This is a genomic window from Pseudofrankia coriaricola, from assembly GCF_032027725.1.
Taxonomy (GTDB): Bacteria; Actinomycetota; Actinomycetes; order Frankiales; family Frankiaceae; genus Pseudofrankia.
The window spans coordinates 306,047-326,080 of sequence record NZ_JASNFO010000003.1 but is presented as its reverse complement, the minus strand read 5'-3'; the positions used below and the strand labels follow the sequence as shown (position 1 = coordinate 326,080).

The window sequence follows — 20,034 nt, the reverse complement described above, 5'->3', positions numbered from 1 at the left end:
GCTTGGGCAGCGGGGGGGGGGGCGGGGGGCCCCCCCCCCCCCCCGGGGGGGGGGGGGGGGGCCGCCCCCCCCCCCCCCCGCCGGCCCTCTGGAGAGCCCGGTCGGGGCTGCCCAGGGGGCCGGCTCGTGTCCGGCTTCCCGCCGACGGGCGCGCTTGCACGTCCGCCCGAAGTCAGGGCCCCGCTGCCTCACGGCTGTCCGTAAAGACGGAGATCCCACCGGTCTCAGGAGTCCCGCCAATCCGGTGACCACCGCGTATCACAGCGTTCTCTGTCGATCCCCATACAGGCCTCGGACGTGGCCGAACTTGGAAATTGGTGCCTTGTCCGGTGTTGGCTGATCGGTGGGGAAGGTGGATCGGTGGGGGAAAGCCCCGCCGACGTGGGATCATCGGCATCGGGTGGCGGGCGCCACGGGCCGACGGGAGGGTTCGGCCCGGTCTGGCCGTCGGACTGGTGCGTGGGCAGCGTCCGCGTTCGGGTCCGGCCGCGCCGCCGCCCGTGATGCCGGGGCAGCGGTTTAGGGAGGCCAGATGACGGTGGACGAGCAGCGCTCGCCCGAGACGCCGCGGGCGCCATCGGAGGAGAACCCCATCCGGGTGCTGATCGTCGACGATCATGCGCTGTTTCGCCGCGGGCTGGAGATGGTGCTCGCGCAGGAGCCGGATATCGAGGTCGTCGGCGAGGCCGCCGACGGCACCGAGGCGGTGACGATGGCCAGCGAGATGGCTCCGGACATCGTCCTGATGGATGTACGGATGCCGCGTCGAGGGGGCATCGACGCGACCAGCGTCATCAAGCAGGCGGTGCCCAGCGCGAAAATCGTCATGCTGACGATCAGCGACGAGGAGGCCGACCTCTACGACGCCATCAAGGCCGGCGCGATGGGCTACCTGCTCAAGGAGATCTCGATCGACGAGGTCGCGGCCGACATCCGCGCCGTGTACAACGGGCAGAGCCTGATCAGCCCGTCGATGGCCTCGAAGCTGCTCAGCGAGTTCGCCTCGATGATCAAGAACAAGGATGACCGGCCGCAGCTGCCCACCCCTCGCCTGACCGACCGGGAGATGGAGGTGCTCCGGCTCGTCGCGAAGGGTATGAACAACCGCGACATCGCCAAGCAGCTCTTCATCAGCGAGAACACGGTCAAGAACCACATCCGCAACATCCTGGAGAAGCTCCAGCTGCACTCACGGATGGAGGCCGTCGTCTACGCCGTCCGCGAGAAGCTCCTCGAGATCACCTAAGGCGCTCCCGTTGCCGGACGCTTCGCGCCCGCAACCGGGCGGCGCCGTCGGGCGCTGGGCGCCCTCCCCACGTGGTTCCGGGCCCTGGCGTATGGCGGTGGTCGGCCTGGTTCCGGGCCGGCGACTTGGCTGAGCTGACGCAGCGCCGATGCGCCGTCACCGCTGGTGGTTGCGCTTCGTTGTCAGGGCGGCAGGATGCCGGTCCAGTGGTCGGCCCTACCACCGCTGCGGCGCTGCGGGAGGGGCAGGGGCGCGGGGCCGACGGTAAATCCCGCCTTGACCGCCACGTGTCGGGGCGCTTCGTTGTCAGGGCAGTAGGACGCCCGTCCAGAAGTTGGCGATGACGCCGTCGCGGGGGTGCGGGAGCGACCGGGGGGCCGGGTCGATGGCGAATCCGGCCTTGACCGCCACGCGCCGGGACGCCTCGTTGCCCGTCAGCGCGATCCAACGGATTCTGGCCAGCTCCAGCGGCCCGAACCCCCAGCGGCAGAGCACCTCGACCGCGCTGGTCACGACCCCGCGCCCGCGAGCGGTGGCGGCGCACCAGTAGCCGACCTCGCCGTCGCCGCCCGGCGCCACCCCCGGGTGCCCGGCCGGGTCGCGCAGGTCCTGCAGCCCGACGGAGGCGAACAGCTCCCCGCTGGTCGCGTCGACCACGGCGAACTGGGCCGCCGTGCCGGTGGCCCAGTTCCCCGGGGACCTGCCGTCGACGAAGCCGGTCGCGTCGTCGCGGTGGTACGGCGACGGGATCGTCGTCCAGCGCTGGATCTCCGGGTCCTGGCAGACGGCGAACACGGCGTCGGCGTCGCCCGGCCGCCACGGGCGCAGGTGCAGCGAGCCCGCGGTGATCTCGACCGGCTCGAGTGTGGACATGGCGTATTCCTCCGGACATGTACTCGGCTGCGGCGCGAGTGTGGGGCGGGGCGGGGCGGCGAGCCTGGCCATCGCATTAGCGCCGAACCGGGACCCGAACCGAGACCAGTCTTGTTCGCGTTCTGACCGGCGAGCGGCGGGGGCGGGCGAAGGCATCCGGCAGTCGGCGTGCCCCGGTGTCCTGTCACACACGCGCGGATGACCCGGCCTTGGCGCGTCGTGGGTTCCGATCGGACGGCCGGGAAGGGCTAGCATCGTGGTGTCGGCCCGCTCGTCGACATGCCAGCCGGAGGAGCCTCGCCCGTGGTACTAGATAAGATCCTGCGCGCCGGCGAAGGACGGATCCTGCGCAAGCTCCGCGACGACATGGAACTTGTGAACCGCATCGAGGACGACTTCGTTGGCCTCTCGGACGCCGAGCTGCGCGGCATGACCGACGAGTTCCGCCAGCGCCTCGCCGACGGCGAGGAGACGCTCGACTCGCTGCTGCCGGAGGCCTTCGCCGCGGTACGCGAAGCGGCCAAGCGCACGCTCGGCCAGCGGCACTTCGACGTGCAGATCATGGGCGGGGCGGCGCTGCACCGCGGCAACATCGCCGAGATGAAGACCGGTGAGGGAAAGACGCTGGTCTCGACGCTGCCGGCGTATCTGAACGCGCTCGCTGGCGAGGGCGTGCACGTGATCACGGTGAACGACTACCTGGCCCAGCGCGACGCCGAGAACATGGGCCGCGTCCACCGCTTCCTCGGCCTTTCGGTCGGCGTGATCCACCCGCAGATGCCGCCCTCGGCGCGTCGCGAGCAGTACGCCTGCGACATCACCTACGGCACGAACAACGAGTTCGGCTTCGACTACCTGCGCGACAACATGGCGTGGAGCGGCGAGGAGCTGGTCCAGCGCGGCCACAACTTCGCCATCATCGACGAGGCCGACTCGATCCTCATCGACGAGGCGCGTACCCCCCTCATCATCAGCGGCCCGGCCGACCAGCCGACCCGTTGGTACACGGAGTTCGCGCGGATCGCCCCGCTGCTCATCCGCGACGTCGACTACGAGGTCGAGGAGGGCAAGCGGACCGTCGCCATCACCGAGTCCGGGGTCGAGAAGGTCGAGGACCAGCTCGGCATCGAGAACCTCTACGAGTCGGTGAACACCCCGCTCGTCGGCTACCTGAACAACTCCCTGAAGGCCAAGGAGCTCTACAAGCTGGACAAGGACTACATCGTCACCGACGGTGAGGTCCTGATCGTCGACGAGTTCACCGGCCGTATCCTGCACGGCCGGCGCTACAGCGAGGGCATGCACCAGGCGATCGAGGCCAAGGAGAAGGTCGAGATCAAGCAGGAGAACCAGACCCTCGCGACGATCACGCTGCAGAACTACTTCCGGCTCTACGAGAAGCTGTCCGGGATGACCGGTACGGCCATGACCGAGGCCGCCGAGTTCCACCAGACCTACAAGCTGGGTGTGGTGCCGATCCCGACGAACAAGCCGATGATCCGGGACGACCAGGCTGATGTCGTCTACAAGACCGAGGTCGCGAAGTTCGCCTCCGTCGTCGACGACATCGTCGCCCGGCACAAGAAGGGCCAGCCGGTCCTCGTCGGCACCACCAGCGTCGAGAAGTCCGAGTACCTGTCCCGGCAGCTCACCAAAGAGGGCGTGAAGCACGAGGTGCTCAACGCCAAGCACCACGAGCGTGAGGCGCTGATCATCGCGGAGGCCGGCCGGCGTGGCGCCGTCACGGTCGCCACGAACATGGCCGGCCGAGGTACGGACATCATGCTGGGCGGCAACCCCGAGTTCATCGCCCAGGCGGAGCTGCGTTCCCGCGGGCTGTCGCCGCTCGAGACGCCCGAGGACTACGAGGCCGCCTGGCCGGAGGCCCTGGAGAAGGCCAGGTCGTCGGTCGCCACCGAGCACGACGAGGTCCGCGAGCTCGGCGGGCTGTACGTGCTCGGCACGGAGCGACACGAGTCCCGCCGGATCGACAACCAGCTGCGCGGGCGCGCCGGGCGCCAGGGTGACAGCGGCGAGTCCCGGTTCTACCTCTCCCTCGGCGACGACCTGATGCGGCTGTTCAACGCGTCCACGGTCGAAGGGATCATGGACCGGCTCCAGATCCCCGAGGACGTGCCGATCGAGTCGAAGATCGTCACCCGTGCGATCCGGTCGGCCCAGACGCAGGTCGAGGGCCAGAACTTCGAGATCCGCAAGAACGTCCTGAAGTACGACGAGGTGATGAACAAGCAGCGCACCGTTATCTACGAGGAGCGCCGCAAGGTTCTCGAGGGCGCCGACCTGCACGAGCAGGTCCGCCACTTCGTCGACGACACGATCGCCGGCTACGTGCAGGGCGCCACCGCCGACGGCTTCGCGGAGGAGTGGGACCTCGACACGCTGTGGACCGGCCTCGGCCAGCTCTACCCGGTCGGCGTCGAGGCCCCGGCGTCCGACGACCGCGACGGCCTGAGCACGGACATGCTCCTCGAGGACATCCAGACCGACGCGCAGGATGCTTACGACCGGCGGGAGGCCGAGCTCGGCGCCGGCCCCGACGAAGAGCCGGTGATGCGTGAGCTCGAGCGGCGGGTTGTGCTCGCCGTGCTCGACAAGAAGTGGCGCGAGCATCTCTACGAGATGGACTACCTGCAGGAGGGCATCGGCCTGCGGGCGATGGGGCAGCGTGACCCGCTGGTGGAGTACCAGCGCGAGGGCTACTCGATGTTCCAGACCATGATGGAAGGGATCAAGGAGGAGTCCGTCCGGCTGCTGTTCAACGTCGAGGTCCAGGTCGCGGGCCGCGACGAGGGGCCGGGCGGCCAGCAACCAGCGGGGACCGCTCCCACGCTGGGCGCGCCGACGCCGCTGACCGCGGTGAACCGGCCGGCCGCGGAGCGCGAGGTGCCGCCGGCCGCGCAGACGGCCCCGCTGGCACGGGGTGGTTCGCGTGCCGCCCGCAGGGCGCAGGGGGCCCAGGCTCCGGCCCCTCCGGCCCCTCCGGCCACGCCCACTCCGCCGGTGCCCGCGGCTCCCACGCCTCCGCCGGTGTTCGTCAAGGGTCTGGAACCTCGCCGGCCGAGCGGGGGCCTGCAGTACTCGGCGCCGTCGGTCGACGGCGGCCCGGAGCCGGTGGCGTCCTACGGGCGCGATGGGGCTGGCGGGGGCGCGGCGGCTGGCGGCCTGGGCGGCCAGCCGAAGGGCACCGCCCGCAACGCGCCGTGCCCGTGCGGATCTGGCCGCAAGTACAAGCGCTGCCACGGCGACCCGGCCCGCCGAGGCTAGCGGGCCGTCTCGCCCAGATCGGCTGACCGCCCCCCCGCGGGCGGTCAGCCGATCTGGAGGCTGGTCACCTGCCAGCGGCCTCCCGCCGACTCCATCCGCAGCGCGAGGGCGGCTACCCGGTCGCCGCGGTTGACGACCGCCACGATCTCGGCGACGCCTGGCCGCGGCTCGCCGATCCGGATGCTGCGGACGGAGCCGCGGCCCGGGTAACGGCCGCCGAGCTTCTCCAGCGCGGCCTGCAGCCGCGGGGTAGCCCAGCCGGCCAGGTGCGAGACCGGCCGCACGCCGGAGAGCACCTCGACGATCGCCCGGACGACGATGGTCGCGGCCGGGGCTGGACTTTCCAGAAAACGGCTGTCACGGACCTGCGGCGGGATCCGGAGCGGCGCGTGGCGCGCCGCCGGGTGCGCCGTCACGTTCGGCCGCCCGGAGACGGTGCGCAGCGAGACGTCGTCCGTCGCTCGGGAATGACCACGGGAGCCCGTGGCGGCCGGAGACGGCGGCGGCGGAAGCCGGACGTCGCCGGGCCCACGGTGGGCGGCGGCGCCGTGCCGCGCGCCTCGCCCGTGGGAGGAGCCGGCGGTGCCGGGGCCGCGTCGCCCGCCGGTCTGGAGGGTGCGCCGGCCGGCATGGGCCCGCGGCGCCTCACCATCACCCGCGCACCGCGGCTTGTCCGCGCCGGCACCTCGCGGCTTCTCGTCCCGGGTGTCCCGTGCGGCGTCGCCGTCGCCGTCGCCGGTGTTTCGCGCCGCGTTTTCCCGGACGCTTCGCGCCTCGTCGTGTCGGGCGCTTTGCGCCTCGTCGTCATAGGGCGGCTCGGTCATGAACGCCGGGTGCCCGCGCAACGCCGCGGGCGAGGGCGGCTCGGGTACGTCGGGCTGCCTCGCGTGAGCGTTGGGAAGAGTCATATGCGCGCCTCCGGGAGCAGGCCGGTGTGGGCGGGGTCAGGGCCCGGAGGGCGGCTGTAGCCGCTGGCCGGGAAGGAGCAGGTTCGGGTCTGGACCGATCACGTCCCGGTTGGCTGCCCACCACTGTGGCCATTCGGCCGCGATCTGGGCTTCGGTCGCGCCCGGGCCGAGGTGGCGGGCGGCGATCGTCCACAGGGAGTCGCCGCGGTGGACGACCACCTCCGTCCGCGAGCCGTCGTCGGACGGCCCGCCGATCCCGCGAGGCGCCGAACCCCCCAGCGGATCGAGGCCCGGCGAGGGCGAGCTCGAGGGGGAGGGCGACGAAAGTGGCGGCGACAGGTCCGGCCAGCCGGAGGCGGGCATCGCGGCCGGCCGGAGGACGGACGCGGGTGGCTCGCTCGTGGGCATCGTCGGCGTCCAGGGCGTCGGGCTGGCGGACGGCGTCGGCGAGGCCGCTGGCGTCCACGTCGGGTCGGCTGTCTGAGCCGGCGCGGACGGGAGCGTCGTGGGGGAGGACGAAGGAGCCGCCGACGTGCTGGCGGAAGGCGACGGGGCGCCGGGGGCAGGGGCGCCCGTCTCGGGAGTGGCTGAGGGCGAGGCGCCTTGGTCTCTGGGAGTGAGCACGACGATCGGGGTGCCTTCGGGCAGCCCGGCCCGCGGCCCGGCCCCGTCCGGGGAGGCCGATGCCGGGGCGGTGGGCGACACGGAAGGCTGGTCGGAGGCATCCGGCGCGCTGGTAGACGGGCTGGGGGTGAGCGATGCCGCCGGCCCCGGGGTTCCTGCCGGATCGGCTGACGGCGTCGGGTTGGTCGGGGTGGCCGGCGCCGCTGGGGCGGTGGTGACCGGCGCCGGGACGGCCGGCGCCTGCGCGACCGGTGTGGTGGGGGCTGGTGCGGCGGGTGCTGGCGGTGGTGCGGCTGGCGGTGGTGCTGGTGCGGCTGGCGTGGTGGGGGCCGGCGCCGCCGGCTGGGTCGTCGGGGGCCGCGTGGTGGGCGCGGGTGGGTTTCGGGCGGGTGGGCTCGGCGCCTGGCTCGCGGGCGCGGGCGCCGGCGCCGAGCCGCTCGGCGGGGAGAGGTCGGGCCAGTTCGTGCCCGACGTCGAGGTGGTGACCGGGGGCGAGAGATCCGGCCACGAGCCGGATGTCCCGCTCCCGGACGAGGCCGGTCCCTGGGCGATGGGCGGGGAGAGATCAGGCCACACCTGGGTCTGGGCGGCCGTCGGCGAGTCGTGGGGCACGCTCGCCGACGCGGGCGTCGCGGCGATCAGTCCGCTGGCGCTGCTCGCGACGATCGTCAGGCCGAGGCTGACCTCGAGCAGGCGGTGCATCGTGCGCGGCAGCATCCAGCGTGACAGCTGCCCGGCGCCACGCCCGGCCGCCCCGGGCAGCGCCGCGAGCGAACCGATGACGACGCCCAGGCACAGCCACAGCAGGCAGGCCCAGGCGGCCGCGGCCACCGCCGTGACCAAAGCCTGCTCCGGCGCGTCGGAGAACCAGCGCGGAACGTCGGCGAGGCTCGCTGGCAGGTCGGCGAGGCCCGGGCCGGCGACGATCAGGACCGCGGCGACGCTGCCCGCCAACGCGATCGGGAAGACGGCCCGCACCACGCGCCGGATCGATCTCATCGCGCCTCACTTCGCGCTGTGGGCCGTCGCGCGGCCGCCCTGTGGGCAGCGAACACGGTGGGCTCGTCTCGGATGATTCGGGGGGGCGTCCCCCCGAAATGGCACGCACCTGCCTGCCCGCCGTCCACGGCGCCGCCTCGGGAGAGGCGGTCTCCGCGGGGGCGGGTCACCGGGAGATCACCCAGGGCGGTGCGCAAGCTGCTTCGTCGAAGCCGGTTCCGTCGGAGTCGCCTGTAATGGGACCCCGTTCGCTGCGACCCCCTTCTGGATGGCCTCGACGATGCGGAATACTTCGTTTGCTTCTGTTTGCCTGTGTAACCCTCTGGCGGCAAAGTGTCAATCCTGGTTGTCTGACCTGGTACGGGTCGACGGCCCTCGGCCCGCGCTGGTTCGTGTGGTGGCCGGCGGGCACGTCCGTCCGTCGGGTGGCCGGCTGCCTGGGGCGACGTCGCCGGTCCGTATTGTCGGGACGGCCAAGGGGGGTGTCAGGTTGCGTTGGGAGGCGCTGTTCGCGGATCTTGAGGCGCAATGGGAGGCGGCCGAGGCCGCCGACCTCTCCGCCGAGATCGCGGACCGGAGCCGTCGGGAGATCGGCTACCTGAGACTCGTCGATCGGCTGCGCCCGGCTGTCGGGCATCGGCTGCGCTTCGACATCATCGGCCAGTCAGGCCCGGAGCGAGGCGTGATCGCCGGTCGGTTGCTCGCACTGGGGGCGGACTGGCTGCTCGCCGAGGACGTCGCCGGGGGTGAGGCCCTGGTCCCGTTCCGGTCCCTGCTGGCGGTGCGCGGGCTGCGCGGCGCGGCGGCGCACCCGGGGCACGAGGGCCGGGTCGGTGCCAGCCTCGACCTGCGGCACGTGCTGCGCGGAGTCGCCAGGGACCGGTCCAGCTGTCTGGTCGTGCTGGCCGACGGCCGGACGGTCAGCGGAACGATCGACCGGGTGGGCGTCGACTTCGTCGACCTCGCCGAGCACGCTCCCGGCGAGTTCCGCCGGCCGCGCGCCGTCGAGGCCTGCACCGTTCCGCTGGCCGTGATCGTCCTGCTCCGCAGGACCTGAACACTGGCGCCCCGGTGCGAGGCCGTTCTGGCGAGCAACGCACGCAACCCAGCCCTAGCACGTGACGGCGCATCAGCGCGGCGCCCACCCGGCCACCTCACCGAGCCGAACCCAGCCCTACCACCGCCATATACCTGTTGCCGGAACCACGCAGGGAGCAGGGTCCCTGCCGGATCGGCGGAGCTTGCGTAGCCGATCTGGGAGGTTAGGCTCAGCGCCCGACAGACACCCCATGGGCTCGGATGTCCAGCCCAGCCACAGCTGGTGACGGCGCATTGGCGCAATACCTACCCAGCCACCTCGTCAGCCCGGTCCCAGCTCTACCACCGCCATATGCCAGGACCCGGAACCACGCGGGGAGGGCGCCCAGCGCCCGACACGGGGCGAGCGCGCCCAGCGCCTCGCCCCGACAGGCGGTGCCCGGCGGCGGGCGCGGAGCGTCCGGTCGCGGGATGTCTCAGTCCTCCGGCACCGGCTCGTGGCGGGCCAGCGGGTTGGCCAGGACGAATGCCCGCGTCTGCTCGTAGGCGCGCTGGATGTATGCCTCCAGCTCGGTGCGCTCCACCCGCCACTGGCCGCGCCCGCCGATCTTGATGGCCGGCAGCTCGCCGCTACGGACCAGCGCGTAGGTCTGCGACGCCGAGATGTTGAGAATCTCCGCGACGTCGCTGAGCTGCAGGAACCGTTCGTTCATCGAGCTGCCCTCCATCCCTCCGCCGCCCGTCCGGCAGCTGTCCGGCTCGCCGCCCGCGCGGCCCTCGTCGCGACCACGCGTGCCTCAGGCCCACCTCGGCGGCCCGGGGCCGGGGCCGGGCGCACCCTCGCCGGGGCCGCGGCCTCCCGGCCGCTCCGCCGGGCGGCAGCCGCGTGGGCGGATCGGTGCGTCCGACTGCGCTGGTGCGGCGAACGGTTCCGTGAAGGCCGGCCGGTGCCTATGACGTGTGTACCAGTTTCTCGCGCCAGGATGCGCCCGGATGCCTTCGGTTGTGGATAACTGACCTCGATCGCGCTCGGTCGTACCGCGACGGCGGACAGGCGACGACGGTTCGCGCCTGTTTGCATACTTTCCGTGATTAAGTCGCCGGGGCTCGGCCGCATTGACGAGCACGATGTACGAACTGCTGGTCCAAGGACATCGTGTCGGCCTTCTGAAGCGTCCAACTCGTTGTCCGGTGGGAGATCCCCACAGGTGCCACGACGTGGTCTATAGGCGCGTACGCTGTGCAACGTCGTATTTCCGTGCGCGTCGCCTCCCGAGCGCATAGCGCGACGGTCCGACCATGACCTGCCCGGTCGCCTCGTCGACCGGGCAGGGACCCCGTCGTGGGAACCGCCGCCACCCCAGGGTGCACGCCCGCGGGTGACCGAGCACGATGAGGAGATCACCGGTGACCGACCTGGCGCCCGCGTTCGGCCCTGGGTCCCTGCCGGATGGGCGAGGCTCATCCGGCAGGTCGGCGGACCCGATCATCCCGCCATCGCCGCCGGCCCGCCGGCTCGGCCGCCGCGGCTGGCGTGACACCCGGCTGCTGTTCGGCGTGCTGCTCGTGCTGGTGTCCGTGGTGATAGGCGCCCGGCTGTTCGCCACGGCCGACCGGACGGCCGCCTGGGTGGCCGCCAAGACGAACCTGCCCGCCGGTCACGTCGTCACCGCGGCGGACCTCGTCACCGTGCGCGCCCAGCTCGACGATGACACGGCGGCCCGTTACTACCCGGGACGGCGGTCGAATGAGGTCATCGGCGGCACGCTCGCCCGCCCGGTCGGCAAGGGCGAGCTCCTCAGCGGCGGCGACTTCGCCGGCCCGGACGCCGGGGCGACCCGGATCGTGCCCGTGGTGGTCAAGGCTGGCCGGGTTCCTCCCCTGACCCCCGGTGACCACGTCGACGTGTACGTCTACCAGCCGGCGGGCGCCGTCGACGAGACCGACACTTCCAGCGGATCCGGCACCTCCGACGGAGCCACCGGCCCCAGCGATGTGGGTACCCCGGCGGCCGGCGGCGCCGGCGCCGAGGTCCTGGTCCTGCACGACGTCGAGTTCCTCGGCGAGCAGCGGATCGCGACCGGCGACCGGTCACTGACGTTGCGGGTGCCCGTGGACGCGGCAATCCGGGCGGTCGCGGCATCGCAGAGCGAGCGTGTCGACGTCGTGAAGCTGGAGCGTGACGGCCGCGGTCAGGTGGGCGACACCGGGCCGACGGCGGCCCAGGGGTACGGCCGGTGAGCCTGCCGATCCTGACCGCCGTCACGGACTCGGTCGTCGAGGCGGGGCTGGTCTCGGCCTTCGACCGCCACGACCTCGGCGTCACCGTCGTCCGCCGCTGTGTCGACCTGCCGGACCTGATCGCCGCCGCGACGACGGGCGCGGCGCGGGCCGCGCTGCTGTCGGCCGACCTGCGCCGTCTCGACCGGGAGTCGCTCGCCCGGCTCGCGCAGGCGGGCGTGGCCGTGGTCGGCCTGATCTCGCCCGGCGACGAGGCGGGTGACCGGCGGCTGCGCCAGCTCGGCGTCGTCGCCGTGATCGCGACCGACGCGACCGCCCAGACGGTGGCCGCCGCCGTCGTGGAAGCCGCCAAGGCCCTGACCACCCGCCCAGCCATCGGCCCGGTATCGATCAACCACGGTTTCAGCGACCCGGTCGTGGGCTACGGCGCCATGCCGCCGTCCGCCCTCGGTGAGGCGGGCGAGCTCGACGACGAGCGTGCGGGGGCGCCGGTCGCTCAGGGGCGGATCATCGCCGTCTGGGGCCCGACCGGCGCCCCCGGCAGGACGACGATCGCGCTGAGCCTCGCCGCGGAGCTCGCCGACCTCGGCTCGTCCACTCTGCTCATCGACGCGGACTCCTACGGCGGATCCATCGGCCAGCTCGTCGGCCTGCTCGAGGAGGCTCCCGGCATCGCCGCCGCGGCGCGGGCCGCCAACCAGGGCACGCTCGACGTGCCGCGGCTCGCCGTGCTGTGCCGCGATCTCGGCGGCGGCCTGCGGGTGCTGCCGGGCATCGCCAGGCCGTCGCGCTGGCCGGAGCTGCGGCCGTCCGCGCTGGAGAACGTGCTGGACCTGTCCCGGCGGCTCGCGCAGTTCGTCATCGTCGACTGCGGGTTCTGCCTGGAGGCCGACGAGGAGCTGAGCTTCGACACCTCGGCGCCGCGACGCAACGGGGCCACGCTCACGGTGCTCGCCGAGGCCGACACGGTCGTGGCGGTGACGTCGGCCGAGCCCGTCGGCCTGGTCCGGTTCGTCCGCGGGCTCGCGGACCTGCGCGAGCTGGTTCCCGGCGTCGAGCCGCTCGTCGTCGTCAACCGGCTGCGCGCCTCGGTGGCCGGCGGCGATCCCCGCCGCGAGATCGCCAGGGCACTCAACCGGCACACCGGCGCCCAGCCCATCGCCCTGATCCCCTACGACCTGGCGTCGTTCGACGCGGCGCAGGCGGCCGGCCAGCTGTTGCGCGACATCGCCCCCGCGTCGCCCGCGCGGGCGGCGATCCGCGATCTCGCGACCCGCCTGACCGGCCGGACGCCCCGCGGCCAGCGCCGCCGCCTGCCCGCCCGCCGCTGAAGGCCGCGGCCAGGCGTCAAGGCCGGAGCCAGGCGTCCGCTCACTGGTGCGCCTCTCCGAGGCGCGCCCTGCGCGGACGGCCGCGCGCTCGTCTCAGCCGGCGAGACCGGGCTCCTCGCGGACCGTGAGTCCGGGCTCCTCGCGGACCGTGAGTCCGGGCTCCTCGCGGACGGCCGGGCGCCGTACCGGCCCGGTGCGGCGGGACGGGGCGGTCTCGAGGCGCGCCGCGCCGGCGACGGTGGGCGCGGTCGCCGGCACCGTCGGCCTCCTCGGCTTGGTCGGCCTCGTCGGGCCGAGTGTCACCGCGGCCGCGTCTTCCGGCACGGTCACCCCGCCGGCCGCCCGGTCGGCGAAAACGGCGGCACAGGTGCGCAGCGCGGTCTCGAACACCTCGGCCCGCCGGGTGACGTCCATGACGTTGCCGCCCATCACCTCGAGGTCCTCCCGGCCGGGAGACAGCGCGTACACACTGGTGCCGGTCGCGTCGGCCAGCACGATCTCCCTGGCGAGCCGGCGGGTGGCGGCGCGGCGCAACTGGCGTTCGGCGATGGCGACGGGGTGCCGCGGCCGGTCGTAGTCGAACGCGCATGCCGGCGCCAGCACCAGGATCTCGTCGAGCCCCGCGTCCATGCACAGGTCCAGCGACGTCGGTGAGCGGGTTCCGCCGTCGACGAAGCGTCGCCCGCCGATCGTGACGGGGGCGTACCAGCCGGGGATGGCGCAGGACGCCATCACGGCCTGGGGGGTCGTGACCTTGGGCGCGCCGTTCGCGCCGAACAGCACGCGCGCGCCGGTGTCGAAGTCCATCGCGACAACCCGCAGCCGTCGCGGCCAGCTGGTGGCGCTCGCCGCGTGCTGCGCGGCGGCGCTCGCGACCAGGTCGCCGACCGCGGCGATCGTGCCGCGCCCCTGTGGCAGAAGCGCGGCGAGCGCCACCATCGGCGTCGTCCGGCGGGGGTGCAGCACCGCGCTGGTCAGCAGCCGCGGGGATCCCATCCGCATTCGGGGCGGCGGCGGCAACGACGCCCCGAGATCCCGGTAGTCCAGGATGGGCGCGCCCGGCTCGTACAGCCCTCGCTCGGAGTCAGCCATGGCGTCGACTCCCACGCCGAGGCTGAGGAGCGCCGCGACCACCGAACCGGCCGACGTGCCCACGATGAGGTCAAAGGACCGGGCATCATCGCCGGTCTGGGCCTGGTACGCCCGTAGGGCACCAATCATCCAGGCAGAGCCGAGTACCCCACCAGCGCCGAGGACCAACCCTCGGCGTGGGGCTCGTTTGCGTGGCATCGTCACCACCTCCCAGCGCGGCGACCGAAGCCCGCGCGACCGGCCTCGCGGCTGCCGACGGCCTATGGCCGTTGGCGGGGCGCCCGTGGCGCGGCATTTCCGCGGCGGTCTGGCGACGGCTCGCGACGGCCCCGGTCGGCGGTGACCGGGGCGTGCGGGTCGTGCGGGCATGGTCGCGTCCGCGTGGGCCGTTGACACGGGTGTTCTCGGACCGGCCGCGCGGTGGGGGAGGCCCGCCGGGGTCCGCGCCGAGGTCACCGAGGTTCCGGTCCACGGTCCGCATTGACCGTTCGTACTGCTCGGTACGTGTGCTTCCTGCCCGGAACCAGCCGGGTCGGGTGCCCCGCGCCCGACGGCGAGGGTGCCTTGCGCCCTCGCCTTACTCGGGCTCGGCGGGTTCCGGGAAGGTGGTCTCCAGGACGCCCCAGGAACGCAGCCGGTCGGCGAACTCCTGTGGGGTGGTGTCGTGCAGCAGGGCAAGTGCGCGCAGGTCGCCATCTCGGATGGAGAGGACGTGGCCCGCGTAGTCGTCGCGCTGCCGTTGGATCTGGGCGACCCACCTGCGCACGAGGGCGGAGGTGTCGGGCGGGGCCTGGGCCAGCTTCTCGAGGTTCAGCACGGTCCTGGGTCGTTGCTCGCGTGGGGGCAGCTGGTCCTCGTTCGGCAGCAGCGCCGAGACCGGTACCCCGTAGAAACCGGCCAGCTCCGAGAGCTGATGCACACTGATCATCCGGTCGCCGCGCTCGTAGGAGCCGACCGCGGCGGTCTTCCAACGACCGCGCGACTTCTGCTCCACACCTTGCAGGGAAAGACCTTGCTGAATACGGATCGCCCTCAGGCGAGAACCAACGGCCTTCGCGTACTCCCGGCTCACCCGACTCACCCCCAGCCTCGAACGAGCATCCGAACCCTCCGTAACGTCACGATGACCCCTCTCGATCGTCAGGCTTGCCGTCGGAATCGCACGGGATCACTAGGCGCGACAACGTTTGTAACGTTGCCGAAAGAGTCCGTTTACCATATTACCTAGATCGAAATACGCTAGGTATCGATCTTGCGTTCAATACCGGACAAACCGCCGTCAAAGGTGACACTGCTGACTACCGGTTGCCATCGGTGTGCCCCCTCGTTGGCGAGTGGTGGCTCCCCCGTGGCTCGCGAGCGGATCAGGGGAAACCCCGCTGGGCTGGCGGCGGCGACTGCCTCCGTCACTGCTTGTGCACTGCTCGTGTCGATGCCCGCGAATCGCTCCGCGTAACCCCCCGTCACGCGCAGCTATCGGCCCCCGTTCACGGGTTCGCGACGGAAGGGGCAGACTGGCGGGGTGCGTGTCTACCTGCCGTCAACGCCGACGGCCGCGCGGGCGGTGCTCGATGAGCGCGCCGTGCCCGCCGGACTGGGGTTCGCGGTCACCCCGGCCGTTCGTGAGTGGTATGCCTGGTCGGACACGGAGGAGATGGAGTACGCGGCGCTGCTCGCCGCCGCCCGCGCCTGCCTCCGTCTCCTCGACGCCGACCCTGCCGCGCCCAGGCGCCGGGTGGTGTTCGCCGTCGACATCGACGAGGCTGGAGTCCGGGTCCGGGATGACCTCGACCGGGGCGTCGTCGAGGTCGTCGCGGCCGTGCCGCTGTCCGGCGTCCGCGCCGTGCACGTGGACGACGACGCCGCCGAGCCCGCCGTGGCCGCCGCCGCCGACGCCATCATGGCGGCCGACCTGGGCAGCGAGGACTCCGCGTTCATCGTGGACAGCGCGGACGGCCACGAGCTGCTCTGGTATGCCACCCAGGAGATCGCCGAGCTGTTCTGATGGTGGGACGCGGGCCCGTCCGGGTTCACCGGACGTTCCGCGCCCGACCCGGACGTCTCGGTCGACCCGCCGCGCGGAGTTCCGGCGTTCAGAGGCGGGTATCGAGCTGAGCTGACCCGGCCCGCGGTCGGCTCAGGTGGCTGACGTGTCGCGACGGGTGGCCGGCGGCTCAGCCGTGCCCCGCGCCGCGCGCCTTGGCGCGGGCCGGCGGCGGGCTGGCCGGGGTCGGCGTTGTCCCAGGTTGACGACGTGGCTGGGCGATGTGTCCGGCCTGTGTCACTCGGCGGGTCGCTGTCTGGTCTGGCGCGGCTGGCACGCTATTGTCCCGTGCCAGACGAGCACGTCTCGGACAACGCGGCGCGGTACCGGAGTCGGTCACCGTGTCGTTCTGCCCGAAGAGGCGATTTTCCTCAACAGGCGGTCACCGCCTCACCTGCGCGCGCCCGCGCGCGGGATGGGACCGGTGGTCGGTCGTCCGTAGCTCCAGGTCCGCCGGCCTGTGACGATCCTGCTTTCGTCGTCGCTAGCCGTGGTCACCGCTGATCGCTGTCCGCGTTCGACCGCCCGCGCCCGGGATCCGCGCGCGGGAGGGAGGCTGGTTCCCGTGCTCTACCTCGCCGGGCAGATCCTGGCGTTCATGCTGGTGGCGCTGGTTCTCGGTGCCGCGCTGGCGTGGGTCTTCCTGATCGGGCCGATCCGGCGGCAGCGGCCGGCGTTCGCCGGCGTGGGCGCCGCCGCGGCGATGCCCGCCTCCGGCCGCGTCCGGGGCCCGGCGGTGCTGGCCGCGACCACCAATGTGTCGGTTCTTGGCGGCGTCGGGCGCGCGCGGACGGCGGAGCCGGACCGGGCCACCCGTGAGCAGGTGCCGACCGCCGACAGGGAACCGGCCAGCCCGGAACTGGCCGGTCATGACCTTGACGATCTTGTTAAGACGGATCTTGTCCCGGCGGAGGCCGAGCTGGCGGACCTCCTGCCGGTGGGCTTCGCGCCTGTCGACGCGGTGCCCCTGGAGGCGGGGCCCCTGGAGCAGGTGGCGGCCGGCCAGGGCGGAAATCGGGCCGGTGAGACCCCTGGCACCGCCGAGGCCGAGATCGCCTTGGGTGAGATCGTCGAGAGCGTCACTGCTGAGGATGAGAGCGCCGGGAGCCGCATCGCCGGGGACGAGAGCGTCCAGGGCGAGGTGGCCGGGGACGAGAGCGCCGCGGGTGAGGTCGCCGAACGCGTCACCGCCCCGGACGATGCCTTCGGCGGTGCCGGCGCGGACGCCGGGCGGGCGGCGCTCGACGAGGACAGGATCGCGGTGCTGACCGTGCGGCTGCGCCGGCAGGAAGAACGCAGCTCAGCCGAGAACGCGGATCTCGCGTCCCGCCTGGCCGCGGCGGAGCTGTGGGCCACGGCGTCGGAAAGCCGGGTGAGCGCGGCGGAGCGGCAGGCGGCGAACGCGGCCGTGCAGGTCGGCGCGGCGCAGGCGCGGATGGCCCAGATCGAGGCGGAACTGCGCGGCGAGGCCGAGGGGCGTGACGGCCAGGCCGGCCACCTGCAGACGGCGCTCGCCGAGGCGGAGACCCGGGCGGCTCGCTTCTCCGCGCGGCTCGCGACCGTGCGGACGGAGGCCGAGGAGGCCGCCCACCAGACCGCCGCGCTGGCCGAGCGGCTGGAGCGCCGCCAGGCCGAGTGGGCGGCTGAGCGGGCCGGGCTGCTCCGGAGGATCGCCGAGGTGGAGGCACTCGCCGCCAGCTGGGCGGCCGGCGCCACGAGCACCCGGGTGGACACGGCCGACGGGCTGGACCTCCCGACCGGCGCGGCTAGCGTGGACGGCATGGATGGCGTGGACGGCATGGACGATGACGCCCCGGCCGGTGGCGCCCCCGTGCCGGCCGCCCCAGCCGCCCAGGACATGGCTGTCCCGGAGATCCTCGGTGCTGCCGACGAGGCCGCCACTCCCGAGGCATCCCGCGAGGCGGTGGGCGCCGAGGCGGTGGACGCCGAGACGGTGGTCTCGGCGGCTGTCCCAGCGGCCCCCCACCCGGCCGCCTCCGACGCGGCGGCCCCGCTTCCGGCCCCGGCCGCCCAGGCGGCGAAGGTGCCGCCGGCCGCGGCCGGCGGCCGGTCGAGGCCCGAGCCGGCGGAGAAGTTCCCGTCCTGGGGCGGCCTCGCCGAGCCGGTGGTCTCGACCGACAACCTCAAGGAGATCGTCGGTGTCGGCCAGGTGATCGAGGCACGGCTGCGCGGGCTCGGCATCACGTCGTTCCGCCAGCTGGCGACCATGGGGGACACCGACGTCGAGCGCCTCGCGGCGCGGCTCGAGGGGTTCGGCAGCCGGATCGTCTCGGACGACTGGGTCGGCCAGGCCCGCGAGCTGCAGGTCCGCTACCACAACGGGCTGTAGCAGCCGCGGCTACAGCTCGGAGATCAGGCCCTCGATCTCGGCGTCGAGGATGCGCCGGTCGGTGACGTCCACATACAGCCAGAGGTGGCCGCGGTAGCCGTCAGGACTGACCAGGGGCAGGTGGCTGCGCTCGAAGACCCGGCCGTCGGAGAACATCACCGTCTCGCGGCGCAGTGTGCGCCGCCGCCGCAGCAGCGTGTCGAGCCGGTCGGCGAAGCCGGCCGGGTCGTCGACGAGGCCGGTGCGCGGACGCAGCAGGAGGCGGCAGTCGGTGCCGACGAGGTCGACCGGCGCCTCAGCCAGGTCGAACAGGTCGCAGTAGGCCTGGTTCACCCCGACCACCTGGCTGTGCGCGTCGGCGAGTAGTACCGCCGCGGGCAGTTCGGCGAGCAGGCTTGTGAGCCAGCGTTCCCGGTCGCGGCAGGCCGCCTCCGCACGGGTCAGCTCGCCGTAGAGGCATCCGCACTCCGCCGGCGGCAGCCTGTCGGGCCGGCCGCGTCCGCCGTCACCCATGCCGGGCCCGCGTCCGCCGCCCTGTCTGGAGCCGTGGTCGCCGGTGTGACCCTGGCCGCCGTCGCCGCCACCGATCGGGCCGTGGCCCTGGCCGCCGGGCTGGGCGTGCGCTCGGGCGTGATGACGACCGTCGTGGGCGTGCTGATGAGCCGCCACCGGAACCTGATCCTGGGCGTCGTGCCCGCCAGTGGCACGGCCATGCAGCGCGATGGCGGCCCGCCACTCGCCCCCCAGCGTCGGCGCGACCTTGGTCTCCGCGATGCCCGGCCAGCTGTCCCCGCCGTCGGGCGCGGCCGCTCGGCGGCGGTTGCCGTCCCAGGCGAGGTGGTCGTGTCGAGGCCGGCCGGGGCGGCGTTCGCCGGGCGCGGCGATCAGGCCCGTTGACTCCGGGTCGTCTCGTCCGGCCAGGTTGATTGCCTGGTCCCACCAGGTGGAACCGGCCTCGTCGTCGCCGTCGTCCTCGCCGTCCCAGGCAGGCAGGCCGTCGCTCTCCCGGGTGGGCAGGTCGTCCCGGCACTCGGATTCCGGTGTGCCGGTGCCCGCCGTCGCCGGCGACGGCGGCTCCTGCCCGGTCCGTGGCCTCGGCACGGGGACCGGTATCGCCGCCTGGTCGTCGTCCCCGCCCAGGCGGCCGTCGTCCTGCGCCCGGCCCTCGGCACGGCCGCCGCGCTGGCCGTCCGGCCCGGTACCCGAAGCCGGGACGTCCGGGCTCGCGAGCGAGGCGGGGCCGGGCGGAGCCTCGAGCGGAGGTGGCAGGGGCACGGATTCCGCGCCGGCGCGCTGGCCGGGCGTCGGCAGCGACGACGGCAGCGGCGGAAGCGGGGTGAGTGTCCCGATGAACCGCGGGATGCCCGCCTCGCCGTCCGTCGGTACCGCCTGCAGGATCGCCGCCCGGTGCAGCCCGTCGGGGCGCAGCAGCCGCAGCCGGACCCACAGCCCGTCGCCGCCCGACCGGGCCCGTCCCCACTGGTTGGTGACGGCCAGCAGGTCGTGCGGATGGATCGCGCGCTCCCAGCCCCAGCCCATGGCCTCGTCGGGCTCGACGCCGGTCAGCTCGCTCCACTTCGGATTGACGAAGACGTGCCGGCCGACCGCGTCGGTGGCGAAGACCGGCAGCGGGCAGCTCATCGCCATCCGGCGGAACAGATCCCACCCGGTCGTCCCGGCGCGGTCGGCACTGCCAGCGCGGTCGGCACTGCCAGCGCGGTCGGCACTGCCAGCGCTGCCGGCGCCGTCGTTCTCCTCGTCCGCGGCGACGGCGTCGCCGCCGCCCGCGCCCTCGCGGCCGCGAGCCTCGCGGCTCGAGGACCCGTCGGGCGTGGCGTTCCCGCCGTCGGTGCCTTCGCGGACCTCACTGAGGGCAGCCTCGCCGAGCACCCCGTCGCCGCGGCTGCCCTCAGCGGCCCACTCGTCGGACTGGTCGGGCATGGGAACGCCCACAGCTGACACCCCCGGGAGGCATGCCACGGCGGTCCGACAAGGCGGTGGAC

14 protein-coding genes are annotated in these 20,034 nt (G+C 73.4%); 7 read left to right on the top strand and 7 right to left on the bottom strand.

Annotated features, from left to right (window positions below; genetic code table 11):
- Positions 1-532 precede the first annotated feature (532 nt).
- Positions 533-1,246: a response regulator gene (locus tag QOZ89_RS05175; protein ID WP_071050342.1), complete on the top strand. Its 714-nt coding sequence runs from the start codon at positions 533-535 to the stop codon at positions 1,244-1,246.
- 306 nt (positions 1,247-1,552) lie between these two features.
- Here the strand turns inward: QOZ89_RS05175 and QOZ89_RS05170 are convergent, their stop codons facing one another.
- The gene (locus tag QOZ89_RS05170) at positions 1,553-2,119 is read right to left on the bottom strand and encodes a GNAT family N-acetyltransferase (protein WP_312623109.1); all 567 of its coding nucleotides are present in this window, start codon (positions 2,117-2,119) and stop codon (positions 1,553-1,555) included.
- A 303-nt stretch (positions 2,120-2,422) separates the two neighbouring features.
- Here QOZ89_RS05170 and secA point away from each other — a divergent pair, with 303 nt between their 5' ends.
- A complete protein-coding gene (gene secA, locus QOZ89_RS05165) occupies positions 2,423-5,404 on the top strand; it encodes a preprotein translocase subunit SecA (RefSeq protein ID WP_312623108.1) in 2,982 nt (993 codons plus the stop codon).
- A 44-nt stretch (positions 5,405-5,448) separates the two neighbouring features.
- On the opposite strand, the gene QOZ89_RS05160 is transcribed toward secA, so the two are convergent.
- The gene (locus QOZ89_RS05160) at positions 5,449-6,312 is read right to left on the bottom strand and encodes an Rv3235 family protein (RefSeq protein WP_071050339.1); all 864 of its coding nucleotides are present in this window, start codon (positions 6,310-6,312) and stop codon (positions 5,449-5,451) included.
- Between the two features lie 36 nt (positions 6,313-6,348).
- Positions 6,349-7,935, bottom strand: coding sequence for a LysM peptidoglycan-binding domain-containing protein (locus QOZ89_RS05155; protein WP_312623107.1), 1,587 nt, complete (start codon positions 7,933-7,935; stop codon positions 6,349-6,351).
- Positions 7,936-8,281: 346 nt separating this feature from the next.
- On the opposite strand from QOZ89_RS05155, the gene QOZ89_RS05150 reads away from it, so the two are divergent.
- Positions 8,282-8,992: a hypothetical protein gene (locus QOZ89_RS05150; protein WP_491677164.1), complete on the top strand. Its 711-nt coding sequence runs from the start codon at positions 8,282-8,284 to the stop codon at positions 8,990-8,992.
- Positions 8,993-9,449: 457 nt separating this feature from the next.
- Here QOZ89_RS05150 and QOZ89_RS05145 read toward each other — a convergent pair whose 3' ends face one another.
- Positions 9,450-9,686 carry a helix-turn-helix domain-containing protein gene (locus tag QOZ89_RS05145; protein ID WP_071050365.1) on the bottom strand — a complete coding sequence of 79 codons (237 nt, stop codon included), beginning with the start codon at positions 9,684-9,686 and terminating at the stop codon, positions 9,450-9,452.
- A 694-nt stretch (positions 9,687-10,380) separates the two neighbouring features.
- On the opposite strand from QOZ89_RS05145, the gene QOZ89_RS05140 reads away from it, so the two are divergent.
- Together QOZ89_RS05140 and QOZ89_RS05135 are read left to right on the top strand one after the other, a co-directional pair.
- Entirely contained in the window at positions 10,381-11,214 is an 834-nt protein-coding gene (locus QOZ89_RS05140) for an SAF domain-containing protein (RefSeq protein WP_312623106.1), read from the top strand.
- Positions 11,211-12,545, top strand: a complete 1,335-nt coding sequence (locus QOZ89_RS05135; RefSeq protein WP_071050336.1) for a CpaE/TadZ family protein — start codon at positions 11,211-11,213, stop codon at positions 12,543-12,545. Before QOZ89_RS05140 ends, QOZ89_RS05135 begins: the two co-directional genes overlap by 4 nt.
- Positions 12,546-12,638: 93 nt before the next feature.
- On the opposite strand, the gene QOZ89_RS05130 is transcribed toward QOZ89_RS05135, so the two are convergent.
- Together QOZ89_RS05130 and QOZ89_RS05125 are read right to left on the bottom strand one after the other, a co-directional pair.
- Entirely contained in the window at positions 12,639-13,835 is a 1,197-nt protein-coding gene (locus tag QOZ89_RS05130; protein WP_312623105.1) for a patatin-like phospholipase family protein, read from the bottom strand.
- A gap of 379 nt (positions 13,836-14,214) precedes the next feature.
- A complete protein-coding gene (locus QOZ89_RS05125; protein WP_071050335.1) occupies positions 14,215-14,709 on the bottom strand; it encodes a transcriptional regulator in 495 nt (164 codons plus the stop codon).
- 450 nt (positions 14,710-15,159) lie between these two features.
- On the opposite strand from QOZ89_RS05125, the gene QOZ89_RS05120 reads away from it, so the two are divergent.
- Both QOZ89_RS05120 and QOZ89_RS05115 read left to right on the top strand, forming a co-directional pair.
- Positions 15,160-15,642: a DUF6912 family protein gene (locus QOZ89_RS05120; protein WP_071050334.1), complete on the top strand. Its 483-nt coding sequence runs from the start codon at positions 15,160-15,162 to the stop codon at positions 15,640-15,642.
- Between the two features lie 604 nt (positions 15,643-16,246).
- Complete coding sequence (locus QOZ89_RS05115; protein ID WP_071050333.1) at positions 16,247-18,031, top strand: helix-hairpin-helix domain-containing protein; 1,785 nt, start codon at positions 16,247-16,249, stop codon at positions 18,029-18,031.
- Between the two features lie 9 nt (positions 18,032-18,040).
- On the opposite strand, the gene QOZ89_RS05110 is transcribed toward QOZ89_RS05115, so the two are convergent.
- On the bottom strand, positions 18,041-19,984 hold the full coding sequence (locus QOZ89_RS05110; protein ID WP_241841915.1) for a PAS domain-containing protein: 1,944 nt from the start codon (positions 19,982-19,984) through the stop codon (positions 18,041-18,043).
- Positions 19,985-20,034: the final 50 nt, after the last annotated feature.

What these genes read in the sequence shown, in the direction of transcription:
- QOZ89_RS05175 (WP_071050342.1), top strand. Translation starts at nt 533, where the DNA reads ATGACGGTGGACGAGCAGCGCTCGCCCGAGACGCCGCGGGCGCCATCG.
- QOZ89_RS05170 (WP_312623109.1), bottom strand. Translation starts at nt 2,119, where the DNA reads ATGTCCACACTCGAGCCGGTCGAGATCACCGCGGGCTCGCTGCACCTG.
- QOZ89_RS05160 (WP_071050339.1), bottom strand. Translation starts at nt 6,312, where the DNA reads ATGACTCTTCCCAACGCTCACGCGAGGCAGCCCGACGTACCCGAGCCG.
- QOZ89_RS05155 (WP_312623107.1), bottom strand. Translation starts at nt 7,935, where the DNA reads ATGAGATCGATCCGGCGCGTGGTGCGGGCCGTCTTCCCGATCGCGTTG.
- QOZ89_RS05145 (WP_071050365.1), bottom strand. Translation starts at nt 9,686, where the DNA reads ATGAACGAACGGTTCCTGCAGCTCAGCGACGTCGCGGAGATTCTCAAC.
- QOZ89_RS05130 (WP_312623105.1), bottom strand. Translation starts at nt 13,835, where the DNA reads ATGCCACGCAAACGAGCCCCACGCCGAGGGTTGGTCCTCGGCGCTGGT.